General features: G+C 71.5%; 20 protein-coding genes. 15 read left to right on the top strand and 5 right to left on the bottom strand.

Annotated elements, in window-relative coordinates:
- The first annotated feature begins 85 nt into the window (after nt 1-85).
- The 5 genes from B5D66_RS22210 (at nt 86) to B5D66_RS22190 (ending at nt 5,044) form a co-directional block, all read left to right on the top strand.
- Entirely contained in the window at nt 86-274 is a 189-nt protein-coding gene (locus B5D66_RS22210; RefSeq protein ID WP_078763756.1) for a hypothetical protein, read from the top strand.
- 62 nt (nt 275-336) lie between these two features.
- Complete coding sequence (gene tatA, locus B5D66_RS22205) at nt 337-678, top strand: Sec-independent protein translocase subunit TatA (RefSeq protein ID WP_078763755.1); 342 nt, start codon at nt 337-339, stop codon at nt 676-678.
- A 151-nt stretch (nt 679-829) separates the two neighbouring features.
- Complete coding sequence (gene tatC / locus B5D66_RS22200; protein ID WP_078763754.1) at nt 830-1,642, top strand: twin-arginine translocase subunit TatC; 813 nt, start codon at nt 830-832, stop codon at nt 1,640-1,642.
- 62 nt (nt 1,643-1,704) lie between these two features.
- Nucleotides 1,705-2,082, top strand: coding sequence for a DUF397 domain-containing protein (locus B5D66_RS22195; protein ID WP_078763753.1), 378 nt, complete (start codon nt 1,705-1,707; stop codon nt 2,080-2,082).
- 118 nt (nt 2,083-2,200) lie between these two features.
- The gene (locus B5D66_RS22190) at nt 2,201-5,044 is read left to right on the top strand and encodes a DEAD/DEAH box helicase (protein WP_078763752.1); all 2,844 of its coding nucleotides are present in this window, start codon (nt 2,201-2,203) and stop codon (nt 5,042-5,044) included.
- An 84-nt stretch (nt 5,045-5,128) separates the two neighbouring features.
- On the opposite strand, the gene B5D66_RS22185 is transcribed toward B5D66_RS22190, so the two are convergent.
- Nucleotides 5,129-6,757 (bottom strand): glycoside hydrolase family 13 protein, encoded by a 1,629-nt coding sequence (locus B5D66_RS22185; protein ID WP_078763751.1) that lies wholly within the window; start codon nt 6,755-6,757, stop codon nt 5,129-5,131.
- Nucleotides 6,758-7,059: 302 nt separating this feature from the next.
- Between B5D66_RS22185 and B5D66_RS22180 the strand changes: the two genes are divergently transcribed.
- From B5D66_RS22180 to B5D66_RS22160, 5 genes are all read left to right on the top strand, one after another.
- Nucleotides 7,060-8,394: an ABC transporter substrate-binding protein gene (locus B5D66_RS22180; RefSeq protein WP_078763750.1), complete on the top strand. Its 1,335-nt coding sequence runs from the start codon at nt 7,060-7,062 to the stop codon at nt 8,392-8,394.
- Nucleotides 8,391-9,377: a carbohydrate ABC transporter permease gene (locus B5D66_RS22175; protein ID WP_235001164.1), complete on the top strand. Its 987-nt coding sequence runs from the start codon at nt 8,391-8,393 to the stop codon at nt 9,375-9,377. Before B5D66_RS22180 ends, B5D66_RS22175 begins: the two co-directional genes overlap by 4 nt.
- Nucleotides 9,374-10,219: a carbohydrate ABC transporter permease gene (locus tag B5D66_RS22170; RefSeq protein WP_078763749.1), complete on the top strand. Its 846-nt coding sequence runs from the start codon at nt 9,374-9,376 to the stop codon at nt 10,217-10,219. The genes B5D66_RS22175 and B5D66_RS22170 overlap by 4 nt, the downstream gene beginning before the upstream one ends.
- 127 nt (nt 10,220-10,346) lie before the next feature.
- Entirely contained in the window at nt 10,347-11,513 is a 1,167-nt protein-coding gene (locus B5D66_RS22165) for a glycosyltransferase family 4 protein (protein WP_078763748.1), read from the top strand.
- 99 nt (nt 11,514-11,612) lie between these two features.
- Entirely contained in the window at nt 11,613-12,767 is a 1,155-nt protein-coding gene (locus tag B5D66_RS22160) for an acyl-CoA dehydrogenase family protein (protein WP_078763747.1), read from the top strand.
- A 67-nt stretch (nt 12,768-12,834) separates the two neighbouring features.
- Here the strand turns inward: B5D66_RS22160 and B5D66_RS22155 are convergent, their stop codons facing one another.
- A complete protein-coding gene (locus tag B5D66_RS22155) occupies nt 12,835-14,070 on the bottom strand; it encodes an ABC transporter ATP-binding protein (RefSeq protein WP_078763746.1) in 1,236 nt (411 codons plus the stop codon).
- An 864-nt stretch (nt 14,071-14,934) separates the two neighbouring features.
- Between B5D66_RS22155 and lnt the strand changes: the two genes are divergently transcribed.
- The 3 genes from lnt (at nt 14,935) to B5D66_RS22140 (ending at nt 18,233) form a co-directional block, all read left to right on the top strand.
- On the top strand, nt 14,935-16,569 hold the full coding sequence (gene lnt, locus B5D66_RS22150; protein ID WP_078763745.1) for an apolipoprotein N-acyltransferase: 1,635 nt from the start codon (nt 14,935-14,937) through the stop codon (nt 16,567-16,569).
- Nucleotides 16,570-16,885: 316 nt separating this feature from the next.
- Nucleotides 16,886-17,380, top strand: a complete 495-nt coding sequence (locus tag B5D66_RS22145; RefSeq protein ID WP_078763744.1) for an FxsA family protein — start codon at nt 16,886-16,888, stop codon at nt 17,378-17,380.
- Nucleotides 17,381-17,468: 88 nt separating this feature from the next.
- Nucleotides 17,469-18,233, top strand: coding sequence for an HAD-IIA family hydrolase (locus tag B5D66_RS22140; protein ID WP_078763743.1), 765 nt, complete (start codon nt 17,469-17,471; stop codon nt 18,231-18,233).
- 85 nt (nt 18,234-18,318) lie between these two features.
- On the opposite strand, the gene B5D66_RS22135 is transcribed toward B5D66_RS22140, so the two are convergent.
- Complete coding sequence (locus B5D66_RS22135) at nt 18,319-18,702, bottom strand: RNA polymerase-binding protein RbpA (protein WP_078763742.1); 384 nt, start codon at nt 18,700-18,702, stop codon at nt 18,319-18,321.
- Nucleotides 18,703-19,035: 333 nt separating this feature from the next.
- Between B5D66_RS22135 and B5D66_RS22130 the strand changes: the two genes are divergently transcribed.
- On the top strand, nt 19,036-20,586 hold the full coding sequence (locus tag B5D66_RS22130) for a cytochrome P450 family protein (protein WP_144390261.1): 1,551 nt from the start codon (nt 19,036-19,038) through the stop codon (nt 20,584-20,586).
- A gap of 28 nt (nt 20,587-20,614) precedes the next feature.
- On the opposite strand, the gene B5D66_RS22125 is transcribed toward B5D66_RS22130, so the two are convergent.
- Both B5D66_RS22125 and B5D66_RS22120 read right to left on the bottom strand, forming a co-directional pair.
- Nucleotides 20,615-22,594 carry an APC family permease gene (locus B5D66_RS22125; RefSeq protein ID WP_078763740.1) on the bottom strand — a complete coding sequence of 660 codons (1,980 nt, stop codon included), beginning with the start codon at nt 22,592-22,594 and terminating at the stop codon, nt 20,615-20,617.
- A gap of 367 nt (nt 22,595-22,961) precedes the next feature.
- Nucleotides 22,962-23,813: a helix-turn-helix domain-containing GNAT family N-acetyltransferase gene (locus B5D66_RS22120; protein WP_078763739.1), complete on the bottom strand. Its 852-nt coding sequence runs from the start codon at nt 23,811-23,813 to the stop codon at nt 22,962-22,964.
- A gap of 89 nt (nt 23,814-23,902) precedes the next feature.
- On the opposite strand from B5D66_RS22120, the gene B5D66_RS22115 reads away from it, so the two are divergent.
- On the top strand, nt 23,903-25,237 hold the full coding sequence (locus B5D66_RS22115; protein ID WP_078763738.1) for an FAD-dependent oxidoreductase: 1,335 nt from the start codon (nt 23,903-23,905) through the stop codon (nt 25,235-25,237).
- The last annotated feature ends 424 nt before the right edge of the window (nt 25,238-25,661 follow it).

Here is a 25,661-nt window from a genome sequence, read left to right as displayed (position 1 = left end):
AAGCCGGCCTTACCTTTCCCGTCCGGTGGCCGTCTCCGACCCAGGGCGCACTGACGTTTCCGGAATGAGCGAGTAGGCTCGAAACGTGCTCGTCATGATCGGTCTTCTCCTCGCCGCCCTCGGTGGCCTGTCCGTCCTGGTCGTCCTGCTCCTGCGGCTGCTGGCGCAGGTACGGAGGCTGGAGGAGCAGGTCGCGCTCACCAGGGCCGAGCTGGAACCGCGCTACGCGGCGCTACAGGAGCTGACCGACCGAGTCAGGGCGGAGGCCCGGTGAGCACTCGCCGATCAGGGCGTACCATCGATGGCGCAGGTAGCGCCCCGGAGAGAGGTTGAGACATGGGTGGTATCGGAGCGCGCGAGATCCTCATTCTGCTGGTGATCGCCCTTCTGCTGTTCGGCGCGAAGAAGCTGCCGGAACTGGCGCGGTCGATGGGGCGCAGTGCGCGCATCCTCAAGGCCGAGGCCAAGGGGCTCAGCGAGGACGACGACACCCCCAAGGAACAGCAGGCTCCCGGGGCGACGCAGGAGCAGGCGGGCCCGCAGCAGGCCTACGGGGTCCCCCAGGAGGGGCGTCCCCATCCCCAGCAGCCGCAGCACAACGGTTACCCGCAGCTTCCCGCGGGCCAGCGCATCGTGGAGAACAGCGGTGAGCCCCACCGGCGGCCCTACGGGGAATGATCCCCTGGGCGCCCAGAAGGGGCGAACGGGCCACAATGGTTCGGCGCGGCGTCGCACAGCGGCGCCGCGCGTGTCGGTACAGACCTGGCGGAGAGAGTAAGCGGTCATGCGGGTGAGACGACAGCGGCGAGAGGCCAACCCCGAGGGGCGCATGCCGCTGATGGACCATCTGCGCGAACTGCGCAACCGCATCGTCAAGGCGCTGATCTTCGTCGGGCTCGGCGTGTGTGTCGGCTTCCTGCTGTTCGACCCGGTCTGGTCCTTCCTCCAGCGCCCCTACTGCGCCCTGCCGGCGGCCGTGCGCGGCGGGGTGGGCGGGGACTGCAACCTGATCTTCACCGGCATCTTCGACGCCTTCTTCCTGAAGTTCAAGGTCGCGATCATCATCGGGATCATCGTCTCCTGCCCCTTCTGGCTGTACCAGCTGTGGGCGTTCGTCGCGCCGGCGCTGCGCGGCAACGAGAAGCGTTACACCTACGTCTTCGTCGCCGCCGCTGTCCCGTTGTTCCTCTCGGGCTCGGCGCTGGCCTACTTCGTCACCCAAAAGGGCATGGAGGTCGTCTTCTCCTTCGCCCCGGACAACGCGGTGCCGATGATCACCATCGACAGCTACCTCAGCTACATCATCATGATGCTGCTGGTGTTCGGGGCGGCCTTCGTCCTGCCGCTGATCGTGGTGCTGCTGAACTTCCTGGGCGTCCTGCCGCACAGCGCCATCGCGAAGTGGCGGAGGATGATCATCTTCCTGGCCTTCGTGTTCGCCGCGATCGCCACCCCCGGCGGCGAGCCCTTCACGATGCTGGCGCTGGGAATCCCCGTCGTGGTGCTGTTCGAGCTCGCCGAACTGATCGCCTTCCTGCACGACCGGCGTAAGGGGAGCAACGACCCCTACGCTGGCCTGTCCGACGACGAGATCTCTCCGCTCGACGACGATGAGGCCCCCGAGATCACGCCCAGGCGCTAGGGTCGTCCTGAAAGCCGGGGAGGCCCGCCCCGGCGACGGTGACCACTCCACGGAGGACCACGATGAGCGAGCAGATCCCCGGTGGGGAGAAGCCCCGCGAGCTCCCACCGGAGGCGCAGGGGAACGAGAAGTGGCATGACACCACGAACGCGGTGTGGATGCGTTCGTCGCTGTCGCGGGAGGACTCCGAGGCGATCGTCGAGGTCGCCAAGTTCGACGACGGTTTCCGCGCGGTCCGCGACGGCAAGAACCCGCAGAAGGGCATTCTCTTCTTCACCCCCGCCGAGTGGGAGGCGTTCGTCCTGGGAGCCAAGGACGGCGAGTTCGACATCCCCGAGGAGTACCTGACTCCCGAGGAGGCGGCGATCCAGCGCGGCGAGGTGCCGGTACGGGCGGTCCCCTCGCCCAACAACACCGTTTCCCCCGACGACGCGGACTGACCCGCGAGCACGGCCCGCCCCATGAGGAGCGGGCCTCTTGCGGTCCAGGGCGGACGTCGGCGCCCCAAGCAGGTCCGTTTGCCGCAGCACCTGCCCAAACCACCTAGGCTTGGGCGATATGAGCACTCACGCAGCGCGCTATGCCGCGTTCCGCCGGCGCCAGGCCGAGTCGAGCGCCGCGATCGAGGACTTCCAGAACCTCTACGGGTTCGAGTTCGACGAGTTCCAGATCAGGGCGTGCCAGGCGCTGGAGGGCGGGCACGGCGTGCTCGTCGCGGCCCCCACCGGTTCGGGCAAGACCGTGGTCGGGGAGTTCGCGGTCCACCTGGCGCTGCGCGACGGCCACAAGTGCTTCTACACCACGCCCATCAAGGCGCTGTCCAACCAGAAGTACACCGACCTGGTCCGCCGTTACGGCTCCGACAACGTCGGCCTGCTCACCGGCGACAACAGCGTCAACGGCGAGGCGCCCATCGTCGTCATGACCACCGAGGTCCTGCGCAACATGCTTTACGCGGGGTCGCGGACGCTCACCGGGCTGGCCTATGTCGTCATGGACGAGGTGCACTACCTCGCCGACCGCTTCCGCGGGGCGGTCTGGGAGGAGGTGATCATCCACCTGCCCGAGTCGGTGCGGATGGTCGCCCTGTCGGCCACGGTGAGCAACGCCGAGGAGTTCGGCCAGTGGTTGCAGCAGGTGCGCGGCGACACCACCGTCATCGTCGACGAGAACCGTCCGGTCCCGCTGTGGCAGCACGTCATGGTCGGCAACCGCATCCACGACCTGTTCGTCGAGCTGGATTCGGGAGCGGACGAGGAGCGTCCAGGGGGTGACGGGCGCAAGCGCACCCGCAAACGGGACCGGCGCGACCAGGGCGGCCGGACCGCCGAGATCGTCCTCAACGGAGAGAGGGTCCAGGTCAATCCACGGCTGATCCGGCTGGCCCAGGAGGACGACCGGATCACCCAGCTCGCCTACCGGCGGCGCCACCCCCAGTCGCGGGCGCGCGGCGGCGCTCCCCGCCCGCGTTCCAAGCACGCCCCGCCCACCCGCCCCCAGATCATCGCCGAGCTCGACCGGGACGGCCTGCTGCCGGCCATCACCTTCATCTTCAGCCGGGCCGGCTGCGACGACGCGGTGCGCCAGTGCGTCTATGCGGGGCTGCAGCTGACCAGCGACGCCGAGGCCGACGAGATCCGCGAGTACGCCGAGCGCCAGTGCGCCGACATCCCGCCCGCCGACCTCGCGGTGCTGGGGTACCACGAGTGGATCGCGGCGCTGGAGCGGGGGATCGCGGCCCACCACGCGGGGCTGCTGCCGACGTTCAAGGAGATCGTCGAGACGCTCTTCTCGCGCGGGCTGATCCGCGCGGTGTTCGCCACCGAGACCCTCGCGCTGGGGATCAACATGCCGGCGCGCACCGTCGTCATCGAGAAGATGGACAAGTGGAACGGCGAGACCCACGCCATGCTCACCCCGGGTGAGTACACCCAGCTCACCGGGCGGGCGGGACGGCGTGGCATCGACGTCGAGGGCCACGCGGTCGTGGTGTGGCAGCCCGGAACCGACCCGGAGGCCGTCGCGGGCCTGGCCAGTACCCGCACCTATCCGCTCAACTCCAGCTTCCAGCCCTCCTACAACATGGCCGTCAACCTCGTGGGGCAGGTGGGCCGGGAACGCAGCCGGACGATGCTCGAATCGTCCTTCGCCCAGTTCCAGGCCGACCGCGCGGTGGTCGGCCTGGTGCGCCAGCTGCGCAAGCACGAGGAGGCCCTGGAGGGCTACGCCGAGGCCGCGAACTGCCACCTGGGCGACTTCATGGAGTACGCGCGGATGCGTCGCGAGCTGAGCGACCGGGAGGCCCAGGCGTCACGCGACCGGGGCGCGCGTCGCCGCCGTGACGCGGTGCGCAGCCTGGAGTCCCTGCGCGTCGGCGACATCATCCGCGTGCCCGCCGGCCGGCACGCGGGCTTCGCCGTGGTCCTGGATCCGGGCGTGCAGGCCGGCCGTGATCCCGCGCCGCTGGTGCTCACCGTCAACCGTCAGGCCAAGCGGGTCAACGCCGCGGACTTCCCGGTCCCGGTGGAGCCGGCGGGACGGTTGCGGGTCCCCCGCAACTTCTCGGTGCGCTCTCCCCAGGCCCGCCGTGACCTCGCCTCGTCGCTGCGCAACAAGCTGGACGGGATCGGCGTCGAGCCCCCGCGGCGCGTGCGCGACACGGGCGCGCACGAGGACCCCGAGATCGCCAGGCTGCGTAAGGCGTTGCGGGCCCATCCCTGTCACGGGTGCGACGAACGCGAGGACCACGCGCGGTGGGCCGAACGCTACTTCCGGCTGAGCAAGGAGACCGAGGGGCTGCGCCGCCGGGTCGAGGGACGCTCCCACGTCATCGCGCGGACCTTCGACCGGGTGTGCGGGGTGCTGCAACGGCTGGGCTACCTCGACGGCGACACGGTCACCGACGAGGGGCGCCTGCTCGCCAAGATCTACTCGGAGCTGGACCTGCTGGCCGCCGAGTGCCTGCGCCGCGGCCTGTGGGAGGACCTGTCCCCCGAGGACCTGGCCGCGTGCGTGTCGTCGCTCGTCTACGAGTCACGGCGCAACGACGACGCCTTTCCCCGGATCCCCTCGGGCGCTCCCCAGGAGACCCTGGCGGAGATGGTCCGGCTGTGGGGCGAGCTGCACGAGGTCGAACGCGACCATCGGGTGTCCTTCCTGCGCGAGCCCGACCTGGGGTTCGTGTGGACCACCCACCGGTGGGCCAAGGGCGACCTGCTCGACCGGATCCTGCAGGAGGCCGACATGCCGGCCGGCGACTTCGTGCGCGCGGCCAAGCTGCTGGTCGACATGCTCGGCCAGATCGCCGACGCGGCGCCGGCGGGGAGCAAGGTCCGCTCCACCGCGCGCACGGCGATGGACGCCGTCCGCAGGGGAGTGGTGGCCTACTCCTCGGTGGGGTGACCCGTGATGGAAGGGGGCCGGGTTCCGGGACCCGGCCCCCTTCCGCGTCACTCTTCGCGATCTACGATGTAAAGGCGATGGTCTTCAGCGGCGCAACCAGACGGCGGTGTCGGCCGGTAGGGTCCCGTCGGAGAGCGGAGCGCTGGACACCAGCACCTCGGCGTCGGGCAGCGTGACCGGATCGGAACCGGTGTTGACGAGCACGAGCACGTGCTCACCGCGGGTGAAGGCCAGCACGTCACCCTCGTCGTACTTCTCGTCCCAGGCGAACGACTCGTCGGCGCGGAACTCCCGGCGTACCCGCAGGGCCGTCCGGTACAGCTCCAGGGTCGACCCGGGATCCCCGGTCTGGGCCTCGACCGACAGCTCCGCCCACCCGGGCGGCTGCGGCAACCAGCCGGGCGCCTGACCGAACCCCAGCGACGGCCCCGACCGCTCCCACGGGATCGGCACCCGGCATCCGTCACGCCCCTTGGCGATGTGGCCCGTGCGCTCCCACTGCGGGTCCTGGAGCACCTCGGCGGGCAGGTCCGCCACCTCGGGCAGACCCAGCTCCTCCCCCTGGTAGACGTAGGTCGAACCGGGCAGGGCCAGCTCCAGCAACGCCGCGGCGCGGGCCCGGCGCCGTCCCAGCTCCACGTCGGCCGGCGGCTCGGCGCCGTCGCTCAACAGCCAGGCGTTCAGATCGGTTCCCGTGGGCAGGCCCAGCACCGAGACCGGGCGCACCACGTCGTGGTTGGACAGCACCCAGGTGGCGACGGTCCCGACCGAGGCGGTGAAGGCGATGCTGGCGTCGATGACCCGGCGGTAGGCCGTGGCGTCCCAGGGGCAGCGCAGGAACTCGAAGTTGAACGCCTGATGCAGCTCGTCGGGCCGCAGGTAGCGGACGAGCCGGTCGTTGGGCAGCCACGCCTCGGCGACCGCCACCCGCGGCGGATCGAACTCCTCGAACACCTGGCGCCACTCGCGGTAGACCTCGTGGACCTCGGGACGGTCCCAGTGCGGATGGTCGGGGTTGGCGGCGATGTCCTCCAGGCCGCTGCCCTTGGGGATCACGACCACGTCGCGCAGGGGCTCGTTCAAGTCCTTGAACAGGGAGTTCGCGACGTCGATACGGAAGCCGTCCACGCCGCGCCGGCTCCAAAAGCGCAGGATGTCGACGAACTCCGCGCGGACCTCGGGGTTGGTCCAGTTCAGGTCGGGCTGCTCACGGGCGAACAGGTGGAGGTACCACTGCCCGTCGGGCAGCCGGGTCCAGGCCGGGCCGCCGAAACGCGACTCCCAGTTGCTCGGGGGAAGGGAGCCGTCGGGTCCCCGGCCGTCGCGGAAGATGTAGCGTTCCCGCGCCGGCGAGCCGGGCGGGGCGGCCAGGGCCTCACGGAACCAGGGGTGCTGTTCGGAGGTGTGGTTGGGGACGATGTCGACGATGACCTTGATGCCGTGCCCGTGCGCGGCGGCGACGAGTTCGTCGAAGTCCGCGAGCGTGCCGAGCAGCGGATCGACGTCGCGGAAGTCGGCGACGTCGTAGCCGCCGTCGGCCCACGGCGACGGATAGAACGGGGACAGCCACACCGCGTCGACGCCGAGTGAGGCGAGGTGGCCGATCCGCCGGGTGATCCCGGCGATATCGCCGACCCCGTCGCCGTTGGTATCGGCGAAGCTACGGGGGTAGATCTGGTAGATGACGGCGTTGCGCCACCAAGTGTCGCTCATGGGTTCCCTTGTGCGGTGGGGCGCACCGCGGGTCCCGTAGTCCGGGGCGCGGGCGCGAGACGACGGACGGGATCGGGCCGGGGCGTGCCCCCGGGCGTGGGGCGAGGCCGCTCGCGCAAGCGAGAGCGGCCATGATCCGGGATGAAATCACGCAGGGCGCTCCATGGCAACGCTTGCATGACATTCGGGCATCCGAAAAATAGGAAGAGCAGGGATCTTCCACACGAGTGTTGACTGGGCCACATTCGTAGTGGCAACGTTTGCGAAGAGGCGGTCACGCGATGTCGTCGATGGGAAGCTCTATGGAGTTCTCGCGGAGATCCCTGCTGGCCGGTGGGGCGCTGCTCGCCACGGCCGGTCTGGCCGGGTGCGCCGGCGACACCCGGAACCCGATGGAGGGGCGCAGCACCGCCATCCCCGACCACCCGGTGACGATCGAGTGGCTCTCCCAGGAACTCGCCGACAACGAGGGCCGCGACCTGAGACGCTCCCTCGTCGCGGCCTTCCAGCGGCGCTTCCCGACCATCACGGTGGACCTCCTCCAGGTGCCACCGACCACCGACGTGCGGCGGACGACGCTGACCACCCAGATCGCCGGCGGCGCCACCTCGCCCGACGTCTACCTCGGCGACTGCGCCTGGCCGCCCCAGTTCGCCCACCACGCGCTGGCGATGCCCCTGGGCAGACCGGAGGACGATCCCGGGTTCTGGTCGGCCTATCCCGAGCGGGTCGTCGCGACGACCCTCTACGAGGGGCAGGCGTGGGCGTTCCCGTTCTACCTCGACATCGCCTTCCTGTACCACCGGGCCGATCTGCTCGCCAAGCACGACCTGGCCGTGCCGCGCACGTGGGAGGAGATGGCCGACACGGCCCTGCGGCTGCGCGAGACCGGTGACGTGCGCTACGGGTTCGTGTGGCAGGGCGCCTCCTCCGAGACGCTCACCTGCAACTTCACCGAGATGCTGGCCGATGCCGGCGGCGCGTTGATGGACGACGCCGCGCGGCGGATCCTGGTCGACTCCGACGCGGGGCGCCAGACGTTGGAGTTCATGTCCGGGCTCATCGCCCGCGGCGTGTCACCGGCCGCGGTGGGCACCTTCGCCGAGGAACAGGCCATGACCGCGTTCTCCAGCGGCCAGGCCGCCTTTCTGCGCAACTGGTCCTATGCCTGGGGCGCCGCCGGCAACCCCGAGGGGTCGGCGGTGGCGGGGAGGGTGGGGGTGACCCTGCGCCCCACCTTCGACGGGTCGGGCCGCTCCCGGTTGTCCACGCTCGGCGGCTGGCACAACTTCGTCAACCCGCACACCCGTCAGCTCGGCGCGGCACTGGCGTTCGCGCGTTGGCTGGCGCAAGAGGAGGCGCAGACCATCATGGCCACCACGTCGCCCTACACGCCGACCCTGGCGGCGGTCCTCGCCGACCCCGAGGTGACGGCCCAGGACAATCCGACGTTTCGACTGTCGGCCGACGCCGAACTCGTCCTCCGTCCCACGGGGACGCCCTACTATCCGCAAGTCAGCAAGGCGGTCTACACCTCGGTCAACCCCGTGCTGGTCGAGGGGGGCGGCGACGTCACGGAGGTGCTGGCCGAGATGGCGGCCGGTATGGAGCGGGCCCGGGACGGAGTGGCGCTGTGAGGACGACGGCGGGCGAGGCACTGGTGCCGCCCCAGCGCAGATCCCCCGAGGGGATGCCCGCGGGACGGGGCGGCGCGCCGGACCGCCGCGACGCGATGCAGCGGCGCATGGCGCGGATCGGCTGGGGCTATACCAGCCCTTCCCTGCTGGTCATCGGACTGGTGACGCTGTTCCCGATCGTCTTCTCGCTGGTGTTGAGCTTCGCCCGGGTGCGGATCACCTACGACGGGTTCGCGGTGGAGGCGCTCACCCTGGGCAACTACGTGGCGTTGCTCGGTTCGGGGGACTGGTACTACGCGCTCGGGTTCACCGTGCTCTACACGGTGGTCACGGTTGCGATCGAGCTCGTCCTCGGCACGCTCGCCGCGCTGGTCCTGGAACGTCTGGGGGCGGGGCGGGGGTGGATCATGGCGCTGCTCCTCATCCCCTGGTCCATGATCACGGTGGTCTCGGCCCAGCTGTGGGCCTACATCTACAACTCCACCTACGGCGTGGCCACCTGGGTGTTCGAGTCCCTCTTCGGCACGGCCCCGTTGATCCTCGGGCGTCCCGTCTCGGCCATCGCGGGGATGATGGTCGCCGACATCTGGAAGACCACCCCGTTCGTGGCGATCATCGTGCTGGCCGGGCTGGTCATGCTGCCCCAGGACGTCTACGAGGCGGCCGACGTGGACGGGGCGGGCCCCTGGACGACGTTTTGGCGGGTGACCCTGCCCCAGCTGCGCTCCACGATCGCGGTGGCGATCCTGTTCCGCATCCTTCAGGCGTTCGGGGTGTTCGACCTGCCCTTCGTGCTGACCGGGGGCGGGCCGGGGATCGCGACCCAGTCCCTGGCGGTCATGGGGTACAAGACGCTGTTCCAGGACCTCAACATCGGCCCTGGAGCGGCCATCGCCGCATCGACCGGCCTGCTGGTGGCCGGGGCGTGCCTGCTGTTCCTGCGGGCGTTCAAGGCGCAGGTGGGCAAGGAGGACGTGACGTGAGGACGCGATCGCGACACGGATGGCGCCGTGTCGTCAACCTGGTCAACCTCGGCGCGCTCGTTCTCGTCGTGGCCACGGCGCTGCCCCTGTACTGGTTGGTGGCGGGTTCGCTGAAACCGGCGACGGAGGTCGGCGCCACCCCGCCGTCCCCGTGGCCGGCCGACGTGACGGTGGCCAACTATGTGGACGCCTTCACCAGTGTCGGTTTCGGGCGCTACATCGCCAACAGCGTCGTCGTGGCCTCGGTGTCGACCGTCGTGGTGGTGGGGTTGGCGACGTTCGCGGGCTACGCCCTGGCGCGTACCCCGATGCGGGGCCGGGGACCGCTGATGATCGCGCTGCTGATGATCTCGGTGTATCCGGCGATCGCGGTGGTGATCCCGCTCTACCTGGTGGAGCGGCAGCTGGGCCTGCTCAACTCCCACGCCGGGCTGATCATCCCCTATATCGCGTTCAACCTGCCCTTCGCGATCTGGATCATGCGCAACTACATGCTGGCGGTGCCGCGGGGGCTGGAGGACGCGGCCTCCATCGACGGGGCCTCCCCCACCCGCACGGTGCTCACCGTGATCCTGCCCCAGGTCCGCCCCGGCCTGTTCACCGCGGGGGTTTTCACCTTCACCGCGACCTGGACCGAGTTCCTCATGGCGCTGACCTTCAACTCCCAGGACGCCTACCGCACGGTCCCGGTGGGCATCGCCCTGTACGGGACGACCTTCGAGGTCCCCTACGGCACGATCTTCGCCGCCGCGGTGTCGGTGACCGCGCCCATCGCGATCCTGGTGCTGGTCTTCCGCAGGTTCGTGGTCGCGGGGTTGACCGCGGGCGCGGTCAAGGGATGAGTTCCCTGCCCGGTCTCCGTCCTCCTCGCGGGGGAGGGGAGGCCTCCCCCGCGGGAGGGACGACGCCGACACGTCCGGGGGCCTAGCGTGGCGCGCACCGATCGCCTGTGAGGGAGGACGGGGCGCGATGCCCGAACGGACGCTGTTGATCACCAACGACTTCCCGCCGCGCCGTGGCGGCATCGAGACGTTCGGGTACGAGCTGGCCGTGCGCCTGGCCCGGGCCGGCGGCGTGGTCGTCTACACCTCGCACACCGCCGGTGCCCATGGTCATGACCAGCGGTTGCCGTTCCCGGTGGTACGCGATCCGGAGGGGACGCTGCTGCCGACCCGGCGCGTGGCGCGGCGTTCGACGGGGCTGCTGCGCGAGCACGGTTGCCAGCGCGTGGTGTTCGGGGCGGCGGCCCCGCTGGGCCTCCTGGCGGCGGGGCTGCGCGCCGCGGGGGCCCGCGAGATCGTCGCCATCACCCATGGGCACGAGGTGTGGTGGGCCCGGCTGCCCGGGACTGGGGCCCTGGTGCGGCGGATCGCCTCCGAGGTCGACGTCTTGACCTACCTGGGGGAGTTCACCCGGCGCGAGCTGGAGCGCGCCGTGCCACCGGGGGCGCGGTCTCGCATGCGCCGGCTCGTCCCCGGGGTCGACGTCGACGTGTTCCGTCCCGGCCTCGACGGCGGGCCCGTGCGCGAACGCTACGGGTTGGGGGACGCTCCGGTCGTGCTGTGCGTGGCTCGGCTGGTGCCGCGCAAGGGGGTCGACACCCTGATCAGGGCGTTGACCTGGGTGCGGGTGAAGGTGCCGGACGTGCGGTTGCTGGTGGTGGGGGAGGGACCCGACGGTGACCGGCTGCGTGCGCTCGCCCACTGGGCGGGGGTCGCGGACCAGGTGGTGTTCGCGGGCGGCCACCCGCACGCGCGGTTGCCGGAGTTCTACGCGGCGGCCGACGTCTTCGCGATGCCGTGCCGGACGCGGCGGGGCGGGCTGGAGCCGGAGGGGCTGGGCATCGTCTACCTGGAGGCCGCGGCGAGCGGGCTGCCGGTGATCGCGGGCGCCTCGGGTGGGGCACCCGAGGCGGTGCGCCACGGGGAGACGGGCTATGTCGCGGACGGGAGGAACCCGCGTGAGGTGGCCGACCGCCTGATCGCCCTGTTGGCCGACAGGGGAGCGGCCGAGCGGATGGGACGGCGGGGACGGGCGTGGATGGTGCGCGATTGGACGTGGGAACGCACGTTCCAGGCGTTGGAGGGGGCTTTGGCGGATGGGGATGTCAGGGGTGGAAGATCGTCCGAATTGTGAGATAGAGTGCTGCGCGTCACCATTTACTAGGACGACCGAATATCGGGCGTCCGAGTAAACCGTCCGGGCGCCCTGGGGCGCGACCGTCCGGGAGGACGCATGGCCGTGGACCGCTCTCTGCCCACGTCGGAAGCCGCCGACCTGCTCGATCTCACCGTCTCCCTGGTCGAGGAGAAGATCGCGCCGCGCGCCGCGGTCGACGAACGGCAGGGGCTCTTCCCCCGCGATCTGTTCACGACGCTGGGCCACTCTGGCCTGCTCGGCCTGCCCTACCCCGAGGAGTACGGCGGCGGGGGGCAGCCCTACGAGGTCTACCTCCAGGTCGTCGAAGAGCTGGCCAGGGGATGGCTGGCGGTCGGCCTCGGCCTGAGCGTCCACACCCTGGCCTGTTTCCCCTTGGCCGGCTTCGGTTCCCCGAACCAGCGCGCGCGGCTCCTTCCGGAGCTGATCGGCGGCGAACGCCTGGGCGCCTACTGCCTGTCCGAGGCTCACTCGGGATCCGACGCCGCGGCCCTGGCCACCCGGGCCGCGGCCACAGACCAGGGATACCGGATCGACGGCGCCAAGTCCTGGATCACCCACGGCGGCGTCGCCGACTTCTACACACTGTTCGCCCGCACCGGCGCCCCCGACTCCGGGGCCAAGGGGATCTCGTGCTTCCACGTCCCCGCGGGGAGCGCGGGACTCGCCGCGGACGCGCCCGAGCGCAAGATGGGCATGCGCTCCTCGCCCACCGCGGTGGTCCGTTTCGACGGGGTCGAGGTGGCGGCCGAGGCGCGGATCGGGGAGGAGGGACAGGGGTTCCCCATCGCGCTGGCCGCGCTGGACGCGGGGCGACTGGGGATAGCCGCGTGCGCGGTCGGCGTCGCCCAGGCGGCGCTGGAGCTGGCGGTCGGCTACGCGCGGCAGCGCCGCCAGTTCGGCCGTCCCATCGCCGATTTCCAGGGGCTGTCCTTCATGCTCGCCGACATGGCCACCCAGACCGAGGCGGCCCGCGAGCTCTACCTCGCGGCGGCCCGCCGCCGCGACGCCGGCCGTCCCTTCGGCAAGCAGGCCGCCATGGCCAAACTGTTCGCGACCGATGTGGCCATGCGGGTCACCACCGACGCGGTCCAGGTCCTCGGCGGCTACGGATACACCGAGGACTTCCCGGCCGAGCGGCTGATGCGTGAGGCCAAGGTGTTGCAGATCGTCGAGGGCACCAACCAGATCCAGCGCCTGGTGATCGGCCGCCATCTGAGCCGGGAGGCGTGAGCGGTCCCGAAGACACGCGGAGGGGGCCACCCTCGGGGGTGGCCCCCTCCGCGCGGGAGGCGCCGGGTCAGACCGTGGCCGCGGCCGGCTTGCTGGCCGGGTGGCCGATGGACAGGCCGCTCACCTTGTCGAAGTAGTGGAGCTGGCGGGTGTCCACGGCGAGGGTGATCATCTGGCCGGGACGCACCGAGCTGCGCGGGCTCACCCGCGCGGTGAACACGGACTTGTCGCGGGTCAGCGGCAGCGCCGCGTCGTCCTCGTCGCCGTCACCCGCGGCGTCGGCGGCCAGCGCGGCGGCGTCCTCGTGGTCGAGGGGCGGCGCGTCGATGGTGAAGATCACGTTGATCTCGGTGCCGATCTCCTCGGTGACGTCGGCCTTGACCGTCATCGTCCCACCGTTGTAGGCCGCGAGCTCGGCGTCGTCGAAGTCGGAGGGGCGGATCCCCAGGACGATCTCACGGCCGAAGTAGTCGCGCAGCTCCGGCTTGGCGGCCAGGGTCTCGTCGGCGACCGGCAGCGTCTGGTCGGCGAACTTCAGGACCGCGCCGTCGCCGTTCTGCTCCAGCCGCGCCGCCACGAAGTTCATGGCCGGGGAGCCGATGAAGCCCGCGACGAACAGGTTGACCGGGTGGTCGAACAGGTTCTTGGGGGTGTCGACCTGCTGGAGCTTGCCGTCGCGCAGCACCGCCACGCGGTCGCCCAGGGTCATGGCCTCGATCTGGTCGTGGGTGACGTAGACCGTGGTCACGCCCAGGCGCTCGTGGAGCTGGTTCAGCGAGGCGCGCATCTGGACACGCAGCTTGGCGTCGAGGTTGGACAGCGGCTCGTCCATGAGGAAGGCCTGCGGCTCGCGGACGATCGCGCGGCCCATGGCGACACGCTGGCGCTGACCACCCGACAGCGCGGCGGGCTTGCGCTTGAGGTAGGGCTCCAGGCCGAGCATGGCGGCGGCCTCCTTGACCCGTCGCTCGATCTCGGGCTTGGGGGTCTTGCGCAGCTTCAGGCCGAAGGCGAGGTTCTGCTCGACCGTCATGTGCGGGTAGAGCGCGTAGTTCTGGAACACCATGGCGATGTCGCGGTTCTTCGGGGGGAGGTCGTTGACGACCCGGTCGCCGATGGTGAGCGTGCCGCCGGTGATCTCCTCCAGGCCGGCGATCATGCGCAGGGCCGTGGACTTGCCGCAGCCGGAGGGACCGACGAGGACCATGAACTCGCCGTCGTTGATCTCCAGGTTCAGGCTGTCCACGGCCTTGACGCCGCCCGAGTACACCTTGTCCACGCTGTCGAGGACGATCTTCGCCATGCTCGCTAGCTCCCGTCTGGCATATGGCCGGTGGGTGACGGGAGGTGGTCCCGTCGGTTCGATCGGATGATCGAGTGCTGTTCTCGTTGCGATCGGTTCGTATCGATCGGCTTCCCGTATCGAACACCATTCCCGACCGTTTTGTCGATGGTTCGGCACGTGTTGGTCAGAATCATCCATATTGTGAGACGGCGGGGATGGGAGAGATGCGGAGAATGCGCGTTGTGATCGTTTCGCTGATCGAACGATCACGATGGTGATCACCCGGGGAAGCGGGCGGTGATCCCCGTCGCACCCAACGGTGCCCTACCACATCTTCGACGGTGCCGGGTCGTGGCGCCGGACACAGCGTGACTGGCATCGGAAACAGTGGTGCGTTAGCCTTGCCGACGGTCGCCCGGCTCGTCGCCGCGTGCCCGCGTGGACGTCGGTTCCCCTGAGGAACCGACACGGGGTCCCTCCTCGACGCGGATCGCCGCGAGCCTGGGTAGGCTACTGACCAGTCCAGCACTGGACGGACCGGTTGAGCGGTCCGGATCTTGCCCCGCTGGACGCCGCGCCACCCACCAGGTGCGGCACGAGGCGTGGGGAAGACCCGGGTGCCGCGACCGGGCGGGGGGTTGGACCCGGAGAAGGCCCGAACATCCAGTAGACAACGGTCTCCGCGCTCGCCGCCTACGAGACGGATCCGGTCCGAAGGGTGATCGGGCCTTTCTCCGTGTCCCCCCGATCAACCGCCGCGCCGGGGTGGTCCCCTCCCCGGCGCGCCGCTCCCCCCAGGCGGTGGGGAGCGGTCCCGGCCGCCGGGACGCCCCCTTAGGCTCGTCACGACGAACATCCCGCCAGCAGGAAAGCGAGCCCCGCGTGGTGGCCGAGGGAACCCAGTACGCCGACAACCGGATCCCCGGGGAGCACACCCCGCCGCGCCGGGTCCGCCGCGGTGTGCCCGACGCGCTGTGGCGCGCGCTCGCCGCCCTCGGCGCCGGCCTGGCCCAGCTCCTCGCCTTGGAGCCCTATGGGCTGTGGCCCCTGGCCCCGGTGGGAGCCGCCCTGCTGCTGCTCGCGGTCAGGGGCGTCCGCCCCCGGCGCGCCGCCTGGCTCGGCCTGCTGGCCGGCGCGGCCCTCATGGTGCCGCTGATCAGGTGGCAGGAGGTCTTCGGGGTCGACGTGTGGCTGCTCATCGCCGCCGCCGAGACCGTCTACTACGTCCCCATGGCGATGGGGATCGCGCTGGTCTGCCGACTGCCGGGATGGGTGGTGTGGACCAGCGCGCTGTGGGTCGCCCAGGAGTTCGTGCGCGCGCGTTTCCCCCTCGGCGGCTTCCCGTGGGGCAAGCTCGCCTTCAGCCAGCCGGAGACCCCGTTCACCGGTTACGCGGCACTCGGGTCCTCGGCGCTGGTCTCCTTCGCGGTGGCGCTCGCCGGCGCCTGCCTGGCCGCCGCCGTCCTGACGGTCGCGCGGGCGCGGCGCGGTGCGCCCGTCCCGTCCCCGGCCCGCCCGCTGGCGGGGGCGGTCGCCGGCCTCCTCGCCGTCGTCACGTTGGGCTGGGCGCTGCCCCCGCTCCTCACCCCCGAGCCGACCGGCACCGTCACCGTCGCGCTGGTGCAGGGCGACGTGCCCGCGGCGGGGGAGATGAACATCCTCGGCGAGCGGATGGAGGTCCTGCGCAACCACGTCAACGGGGTCCACGAACTGGCCCGGCAGGTACGCGCGGGTGAAGTGGACCAGCCGGACCTGGTGCTTCTGCCGGAGAACGCCAGCGACATCGACGCCTACGCCGACCCGCAGGCCGCCGCCCTGATCCAGCGTGCCGCCGAGGACATCGGGGTGCCGCTGCTGTTCGGCGTCACCAAGTACAGCCAGGACGGGAGCGAACGCGAGATCCGCAGTGTGGTGTGGGATCCCGTCGAGGGACCCGGCGACCACTACACCAAGCGCTACCTCGTCCCCTTCGGGGAGTACGTTCCCTTCCGTGACCTGGTCTCGGGGCTGGTCGCGCGACTGGACCAGGTCGGAAGCGACGCGGTGCCCGGCACCGAGCCCGGGGCGCTGGACCTGGGAGGCACCACGGTGGCCACCGCCATCTGCTTCGACATCGCCTTCGACACGCCCGTGCGCGAGTCGGTGGCGGCCGGCGGCCAGATCATCGCGGTCCCCACCAACAACGCCAATTACAACTTCACCGGCCAATCCGACCAGCAGCTCGCGATCACCCGGCTGCGCGCGGTCGAACACGGCCGATCCGCGATCGTCGCCTCCACCAGCGGAATCAGCGCGGTCGTCACCTCCTCGGGAGCCGTCACCTACCGTTCCCCCGAAGCCGAACCGGCCGTCCACGTCGCCGAAGTCACGCGGGCGGACGGGCTGACACCGGCCACCCGGCTCGGTCCCCTCCCCGAGATCGCCCTCACCCTCCTGGGAGCGGGCGCCGTCGTCGTCGCGCTGCTCCCCGGCCGCCGCGGCGCGCCCCGGCGGGGCGCCGAGCTCGACCAGGGGTGAGCACGGGGCCGGGAAGCCCGGCCGGGCCGAAGCGAGATCCGATCCACCGGCCGAAGTCGTCGCCCCCGAGGCCGACGGCGGAGACGGTCGGCCCCGAGCCGCCCGGCCGGCTGTAGTCCATGTCGGCCATGACGGAGCCGACCGTGGCGGGGCCGCGCTGTTCCCTTCCTTTTTCCGTGGACGGCGCCCACGTCCGGCTCGGGACGGCCGGCCGGCGCGTGGGCCTGCCGAGGGAGCGCGGGCGCGGGGAACGAAACCGTCGGGCCGGACGTTGCCCGGATAGGGTAAAGACAACTCGTCAGCGAGGATGGAGCCGATGCCGCTACTCGCCGTGATCGCGCTGATGGCGCTGCCGTTCCTGGAGGTCTGGGTCATGATCCTGGCCGCCGGGCAGATCGGCGTGGCCTGGACCATCGCGCTGCTGTTCGCGCTGAGTGCCTCCGGGGTGTTCGTGGTGCGCCGGGCCGGGACCCGCGCGGTGCGCGACGCCCAGGCCGCGATGAGCACGGGCACACCGCCACGGGGCAGCCTGCTCGACATGCTCATGCTGTTCGTCGGCGGAATCCTGCTCATCACCCCCGGGTTCATCACGGCCGTGCTGGGACTGGTCCTGGTACTGCCCTTCACCCGCCCCGCGTTGCGCTGGGCCTTCGAGGCGTGGGCGCGGCGCCGGATCCGGCGCATGGAGGCCAACGTCCAGGTCGATCTCGCCGCCTCGCGCGCCGGTGGTCCCGCACCGGGACCGCAGCCCCGCCCCGGTCAGGGCAAGATCATCCAGGGAAGCTTCGTCGACCCGGAGACCGACTCCTGAGCCGACGCCGGCAGGGCGAAGGAGCGGCCACACGCGCGGACGGGGGACAATCGGGAACGTGAAGAGCGAATCCGGTTGGAATTACCTGATGGACATGGACGGTGTACTCGTCCGTGAAGAGCACCTGATCCCCGGGGCGGACACGTTCATCGCCGAGCTCCGCGCGGCGGGGACCCCGTTCATGGTGCTGACCAACAACTCCATCTACACCCCGCGCGACCTGCGCGCCCGGCTGCTGCGCACGGGGCTGGACATTCCCGAGGAGTCCATCTGGACCTCGGCCCTGGCCACCGCCAAGTTCCTGGACCAACAGCGTCCCAACGGGTCCGCCTACGTCGTCGGCGAGTCCGGGCTGACCACGGCGCTGCACAGCATCGGCTACGTGCTGACCGACCGCGACCCCGACTACGTCGTGCTCGGCGAGACCCGCACCTACAGCTTCGAGGCCATCACCCGGGCCATCCGGCTGGTCGAGAACGGCGCCCGGTTCATCGCCACCAACCCCGACGAGAAGGGGCCGAGCCGGGAGGGGCCGCTGCCGGCCACCGGGGCGGTCGCCGCGCTGATCGAGAAGGCGACCGGACGGGCCCCCTACTACGTCGGCAAGCCCAACCCGCTGATGATGCGTTCGGCGCTGCGGGCGCTGGGCACCCACTCCGAGAACACGCTGATGATCGGTGACCGCATGGACACCGACGTGCGTTCCGGGCTCGAGGCCGGTATGCACACCATCCTCGTGCTTTCGGGCATCTCCACGTCGGCCACCGCCGAACTGTTCCCCTACCGGCCCACCCTGGTGCGCGACTCCGTCGCCGACCTGGTCGGGCACACCGACGACCCGTTCGGCAGCTAGGCGCGCCCGACATCCGCCCCGGGATGTGAAGCGCGAGGGCCGGTGCCGACCAACTGGTCGCCACCGGCCCTCGCGCGGTTGTGGATCAGGCGCTCTGCCGCTGCCGGGTGAGAGCCTCCAGGTGTTCCTGCTCCTCCTTGCGCCGGGCCCGCAGAAGCTGCAGGCGCTCGGCGAGGACCTCCTCGAGGTCTTCCATGCTGCGGCGTTCCAGGAGCATGTCCCAGTGCGTACGTGTGGGCTTCGTCTTCTTCTGCTGCGGCTGCTCGCCGTCGACCATGAGGGCGTTGTCGCCGCAGAAACGACACTCCCAGTTCAGCGGGATCTCGGCTTCGGTCGCGAAGGTGACGGAGAAGCGATGACCCCGGGGGCAGTCATAGGTGACCTCCTGGCGCGGTGCCAGGTCGGTGTTGCGGTCGTTCTCGTAGCTCGTCGCCCCGAGTCGTGTGCCGCGAAGTGCTCGCTCGGCCATCGTTTACGTGCCTCCAGGCGCTCTTGCGGTCTCCGGTGGGTGTAACACGTCGATCCGTCTCAAGATTCCCCTCACGCCAGTAATCCAATCGTGCGATAATAGAGGGTCGGGTCGTTGATGATGCCTCTGCGTGCGTCGTCGCGGCGTCCTTCCTCGTCCTCACGGGGGATTTCCACCCTCGAAGATCTCGCACGCGCGTGAAGCCTTGGTGAATTCTTTGCGCCGGAGTGAGGACCCGATGTCCGGTTGTGTTGCACACCGGCCGCGGCTGCGACTTCTCCCCGAAACAATCGGCGCCTAGCCTCTGTCACTTCCCCGACAGAGGAGCGCTTCGTGAGACATCGAGCCAGTCCCGTCGGCCCGACACCCGCCGGCCCCGCGCCCGCGGATCCCTCCCTCCCGCACGCGACGCCCCCGTCGAGCGGCGTCGCCTCCACCGATGCACCGGGGCCGCTGGACACCCACCGGTCGTGGGCGCGGCTACGAGCCCGTTTCGGCGCGGTGGCCCCCGTGGAGGTCGCCCCCGGCCTCGACGGGTGGCTTCTCCTGGACTACCACGAGAGCCTGACCGCTCTACGCGACTCCGCCCTCTTCTCCACCGACCCCCGCCACTGGAAGGGCGGGGACGGGCAGGGGCAGGCGCCACCACCCGTGGCCCCGCGCATCGGCGCCCCACCCGGGGACGGTCCCCGACACCGCAGGCTGCGCGCACCCCTCGGCGATACGGTCGCCGCCCTGTCAGGCCAGCGGGCCGCCCGCGGCGTGCGCGAAATCGCCCACGGGCTGATCGACGGGTTCGCCTCCACGGGACGGGCCGACCTGGTGGGGGACTACGCGGTGCCGTTGACGGGCAGGGCGCTGGGAGGGCTGTTCGGCCTGAGCGGGGTCACCGGGGAGACGCTCGTCGACCTCCTCGCCCAGACGTACGGAGGTGACGGGCGGGCCGGTCGCGTGGCCGCCGAACGGATCCGCGCCTACCTGTCCGCGCTCGTCGCCTCCCGGCGCGCCGGCCCGGGCGGCGATCTGGTCTCGCGGTTGCTGTCCCATCCGGCCGGGCTCGACGGGGCGGAGACGGCCGACGCCCTCGCGCTCCTGCTCGACACCGGCTACGAGTCCACGGTCCACCTCATCGGCAACGTCCTTCGGGTCCTGCTGAGCGACGCCGAGGTCGCCTCGGCCTACCGCGGGGCCACGCTCCCCGCCGGGGACCTCATCGACCACGTGATGTGGGTGGCCCCGCCGCTGCGGGTCTCCACCGGCCGCTTCCCCCGGCGCGACCTGCGTATCGGCGACGCTCGGATCAGGGAGGGGGAGGCGGTCCTCATCGGCTTCGCCGCGGCGCACACCGATCCGGCGGTCGGCGGCCGGGCCGATGGACGCCGCTGCGTCAGCGACCTCGCCGGCAACCGCGCCCACCTGATGTGGGGCGCCGGACCGCACGGCTGCCCGGCTCGGGGGCTGGCCCGCGACATCGCGGTGACCGCGGTCGACACCCTGCTCGACCGGTTGGCGCTGCCACGCCTGGCGATCGACCCGCAACGGTTGCGCCCCCACCCCTCGCCGTCGGCGCACGGCTGCGCCGAACTCCCCGTCCTCTTCCGGCCCGAGGCGCCCAAGGTCGCGCCGCCGCCCTCCGCGGGACGCCGGCGCGCCCTGCGTTTCCTTCGGCCGCCCCGCTCCACCGGCGCCCGCTACCAGGCTCCGGGCGCCCGGACGGGCGACGACCCCGCGCAGCCGGAACCCGCTTCGACCCCGCCACGGGCGGGACGCCCACGCCCCACCGGGGCGCGCTACCACGTCCCGGCCCCCACCGGCGAGCACCCGCCCCAGGACCCGTTGGAGGCCCTCGTGCGCTGTTGGCGGCCGGAGGAGGACTCCCCGTGAGGGGACCCCGGTCGAGGGGAGACCTGGGTCAGCCGACGTGGATGTGGGGGCGGTAACGGGGATCGTGCTCGGCCTCGCGCAGCACCTCGCGGGTCACCGGGGCGGTGTCGCCCTCCCCGAACAGCACGTAGCGCGCCAGGTTCACCAGCGGGCTGACCTCGGTCCACTGGAAGTAGCAGTGCGGGTTGCGCCCGGTCGCGTCGCGTAGGCACAGCAGGATCGCGGCGAGGGCGTTGGGGACCACGGGGCTGTCGGCCCGCAGGATCCGGTGCCCGTCCACCTCGACCCCGCGGACCCGCAGCACGCTGCTGAACTCCGAGGGGTCTTGGACGGTGATCTCCAGGAAGAGGACCCGGGCCCCGACGGGGATCGGATTGAGGAGACGCTGCTCCCGTTCCTTGGCGCGGTACTCCTCGACCGTCCCGCTCTGCCGTTTGTTGGCGATGATGTGCAGCGGGCCGTACCGGCCGGCGTCGACGATGAACCGCCGCGCGGCGTCGTCGAACTCCAGGCTGTCGGCGCGCAGCTCGGTGCTGCGGATCACCCGTGAGACCAGCGAGATCACGATGATCCCGGCGATGAACATCAGCGAGATCGCGATCCCGTCCGGTTTGAGGACGACGTTGTCCAACAGCGCGTAGCCCAGGACGGCCGCCAGCAGCGTGAAGCCGGCCACCGCCCGGCGCCGCCCGTCCCGGCGCGCGGCCAGGGCCACCGCGACCGCCGCCGACAGCATCATCGCGAGGATTCCCGTGGCGTAGGCGCCGGACTGGGCGTTGACGTCGGCGTCGAACAGGACCGTGATGACCATCGCCACCACGGTGTAGACGAGGACGACAGGCCGCACCGCCTGCCCCCAGGCGGGCGCCATGCCATAGCGGGGAAGATAACGCGGCACGATGTTGATCAGACCGGCCATCGCCGAGGCCCCCGCGAACCACAGGATCAGGATCGAGGAGATGTCGTAGACGGTGCCGAACGCCTCCCCCAGGTAGGCGTGGGCCAGGTAGGCCAGGGCGCGCCCCTCGGCCCGGCCGCCCTCCTCGAACTCCGCGGGAGGAATGAGCGCGGCCGTGACGAAGGTGGTCGCCAGCAGGTAGACGCTCATGATGAGGGCGGCGGCGGTCAGCATCCGCCGGGTCCCGCCGACGCGGTCGCGCAGGCGCTCGCGCGCGGTGACGCCGTGCGCCCGCACGAGCGGCATCATGCTCACCCCGGTCTCGAATCCGGACAGGCCCAGCACCAGCATGGGGAAGGCGAGCAGCGCGGTCAGCGCGATGCCGGCGGGGCCGCCACCGCCCGAGGCCAGCAGGGCCGTCGTCCACTGCTCCAGCGACCCCGGGACGGCGACCATGTGGCGCACCGCCGCCACCACCACGAGCGCGTTGAGCAGCAGGAAGGACGCCACCACCGGGATGGCGATCATCACGGCCTCGGTGAAGCCGGCGAGGAACACCGCGCCCAGGACGGCCAGCAGCACCAGGGTGATCAGGACACGCTGGTCGCGCAGCGGCTCGGGCAGCAGTGGATTTTCCACGATATGGGCCGTCGCGTCGGCCGATGAAAGCGTGATCGTGATGATCCACGAGGTCGCGACGAAACCGATCAGGCACAGCACGAACAGCTTGCCCCGCCACACGGGCAGCAGCCGTTCCAGCATCGCCACCGACCCCTGACCGTTGGGGCTCTCCGCGGCGACCCTGCGGTACATGGGCAGCATCCCGCCCAGGGTGAGGAGCACGATCAGCAGCGTCGCCAGCGGGGACAGGGCGCCGGCGGCCAGGGCGGCGATGCCCGGAAGGTAGCCCAGCGTGGAGAAGTAGTCCACCCCGGTCAGGCACATGACCTTCCACCAGGCGTAGCGCCGGCCCGGCCGCTCCCGGGCGATGGGGCCGGGAACCTCGTCGACGCGGTTGTGCAGCAGCCAGCGCGCCATCCGCCCCGACGGGGGACGGGAGCGGATCGCGCTCTCCCACCGTCGGGGCATCCCGGCCGGCCGTGTGTCCATGCGACGTCGCTCCTCACCGTGGGACCGGGAGGTCCCCGATGAGCCCCTACCCGTGTCGGTGCGCGGAGCGACACGGCCGCCGGCCTTTCCCCGGGAGGGGGACGGCCCGGCCGCGGCGCAGGTGGCCTCGGTTCCGCCGCCGGGGGAACGCGGAAGGCGTCGGCCGTCCGGGCGGCCTGTGTGCCGGCTCGCCGGGCCGGCGGCCCGCTCGCCCGAGGGCGTGGGGCAGGGCAGGGAGCGGGCGTGGGATTCTCCGACGGGCTCGTGGCGGACCTCGCCGCCGCGCGGGTGTCCTTCGGACGGGACAGGGCCAGGGAAGGCGGCCGGGCAGACCTCGACAGCTGGGCCGGGGGAGCGGGGCGACCGCTCAATCGTCGGCGCGGCGCTCCAGCAGCACGGTGTCGCGCCAGACGCCGTCGAGGCGGGCGATACGTTCCCGGACGCCGACGGTGCGGAAACCGGCCGAGTGGTGGAGGGCGAGGCTGGTCTTGTTCTCCGGGAAGATCACCGCCTGGAGTGTCCACAGGCCCGCCGCGTCCGCCTCGGTGACCTGGCGGTGCAACAGGGCCTTCCCGACCCCGCGCCCGCGGGCGGAGGCGGCGACGTAGACCGAGGTCTCGGCGACGCCGGAGTAGCAGGAGCGGTCCGAGACGGCGGTGAGGGCGGCCCAGCCGGAGATCTCGCCGTCGACCTCGGCCACCCAGCGATGGCCGGGCAGCCATTTGGCGTCCAGGACGGTGGCATCGGGGACGTCGGTCTCGAAGGTGGCGGCGCGGGTCGCGATGCCCTCGGCGTAGATCCGGCGCGCGGCGTCGAAGTCGGCGGAGCGCATGGCGCGCACGGTCACGTCGGCGGGCAGGTCGGTGGGGCAGCAGGGGCGTGCCGTCAACAGGCCCATGACGGCGTCGGCGGCGTGCGGCAGGCCGGTACAGCAGGCGGGGTTGATCGCGACGAGGGTCGAGGTGCCCCGCCTGGTGAGGGTGACGAAGCCGGCTTCGGCGAGTTTGCGCAGGTGGTGGGAGACGGTCGGCTGGCGGATGTCCGTGGCCGCGGCGAGGTCGCCCACGCTGATCGGGGCGGTCCGGGTGGCGATGATGTGCAACAGCCGTACCCGCATCGGCTCGGCCAGGCAGGCGAACCAGGAGGCGTAGGTCGCCGCGTCGGTGGCGTTCAGCGTCGGGGTGGGCGCCGCGATGGTGGAGTTCGTTGTCGCCGTCATGCCCTCATTATCGACGATGATCGATGGTTGCTTTCATCGATATTCGCCGATATGTTTCCATCGACACGCATCGATCAAAGGGGAGTGGAATGGACGAGCGACAGCCGGTGGTGGTCATCGGCGCGGGACCGGTCGGGCTGGCCGCGGCGGCCGAGATCGCCGAAAGGGGACTGCCCGTGCTGGTACTGGAGAAGGGGAACACCGCGGCCAGCGCGGTGACCGAGTGGGGACACGTGCGCCTCTTCTCGATGTGGCGCGACCTGGTGGCCCCCGCCGCGGGACGGCTGCTCGCCACCACCGGATGGCGGCGCCCCGCCGACGACGGATACCCGACCGGAGCGGAATGGGTCAGCGCCTACCTGGAACCGCTCGCCGCGGCCCTGGGGGAGCGGGTCCGCCTCGGCGCCGAGGTGACCGGCGTGACCCGAAAGGGCCGCGACCGGGTGGTCGACGCCGACCGCGCCGACCGGCCCTTCACGCTCCGGGTGCGCGGCGCCGACGGGGAGGAGATCGTGGAGGCGCGCGCCGTGATCGACGCATCGGGCACGTGGGGCTCGCCCAACCCCCTCGGCGGCGACGGCCTGCCCGCCCTGGGCGAGGGGGCCGCGGCCGGCCACATCACCTACCGGATCCCCGACCTGACCGAGGAGGCCCGGCGTTCCCGCCACGCGGGCAGGACCACCGCGGTCGTGGGCAGGGGACACTCGGCCCTGACCGCGCTGGTGGCCCTGGCCGACCTCGCCGAGCAGGAGCCCGGGACACGAGCGGTGTGGGTGGTACGGCGCGACGGGATCGGCGACGCCTTCGGCGGCGGCGCGAACGACCAGCTCGCCGCCCGCGGCGCCCTGGGCCGGAAGGCGAGAAGGGCCGTGGACTCCGGCCACATCACCGTCGTCACCGGCTTTCGCATCCAGAGGGCGCGGGTCGAGAACGGCGGGGTCGTCCTGGTCGGCGACGACGGGCGCGCCCTTGAACCGGTCGACGAGGTCGTCGCGCTGACCGGCTTCCGCCCCGACCTGTCCTTCCTGTCGGAAATCCGCCTGGGGCTCGACACCACACTGGAGGCGCCGGTGGACCTGGCCCCGCTGATCGACCCCAACGTGCACTCCTGCGGCACGGTCTACCCGCATGGCGCGGCTGAGCTCTCCCACCCCGAACGGGACTTCTACGTCGCCGGAATGAAGTCCTACGGCCGCGCCCCCACCTTCCTGGCCCTGACCGGCTACGAACAGGTGCGCTCCATCGCCGCCGAACTGGCCGGCGACCACAGCGCCGCGGCCCGGGTGGAGCTCGTCCTGCCCGAGACCGGGGTGTGCGGCGGTAGCGGACTGTTCGACGCCTCCCCGGCCCAGGAAGGGGAGGGGTGCTGCGGTCCCTCCGCGGTGGGGACGGTGGACGCCGAGCGGGCACTCCCCCTGGCCTGACGCCGGCGCCGTGGCACGACGGTGCCGTGGCGGGGCGCGGACGTCCCCCGGTCTCCCGGGGACGATCCCGTGGGCCGGGGAGCGGCCGTGCGGTGTGCCCGCTCGGAGCCGCCGGACGCCCGTCTGGCCGGGACCCCGGCCGTCGAGGCGGGAAGGAGCGGCGGGGCGCTGCTCCTCCCCGCCTCATCCGGGAAGCGTGGTGCTCGGCGGATCCCCGCCGGTGGCACCGGACGGAGGCGGCGCCGGGGCTGGATCGTTGATGGGGGGTTTCTGGATCTCCCGCGGACACGGCGAAGGGCGTCGAGGGTCGGTGTGCGCCGACCAACCCTGACGCCCTTCTGAGTGCACTCTCCGTCCACCTGGACGACCAGTCCCGCCTTCGCGCGGACAACCCGTCAAACGCGGCCCCGACCGGCTGCTCACC

This window comes from Marinactinospora thermotolerans DSM 45154, assembly GCF_900167435.1.
GTDB classification, from domain to species: domain Bacteria; phylum Actinomycetota; class Actinomycetes; order Streptosporangiales; family Streptosporangiaceae; genus Marinactinospora; species Marinactinospora thermotolerans.
This window is presented reverse-complemented; position numbering and strand designations above follow the sequence as displayed.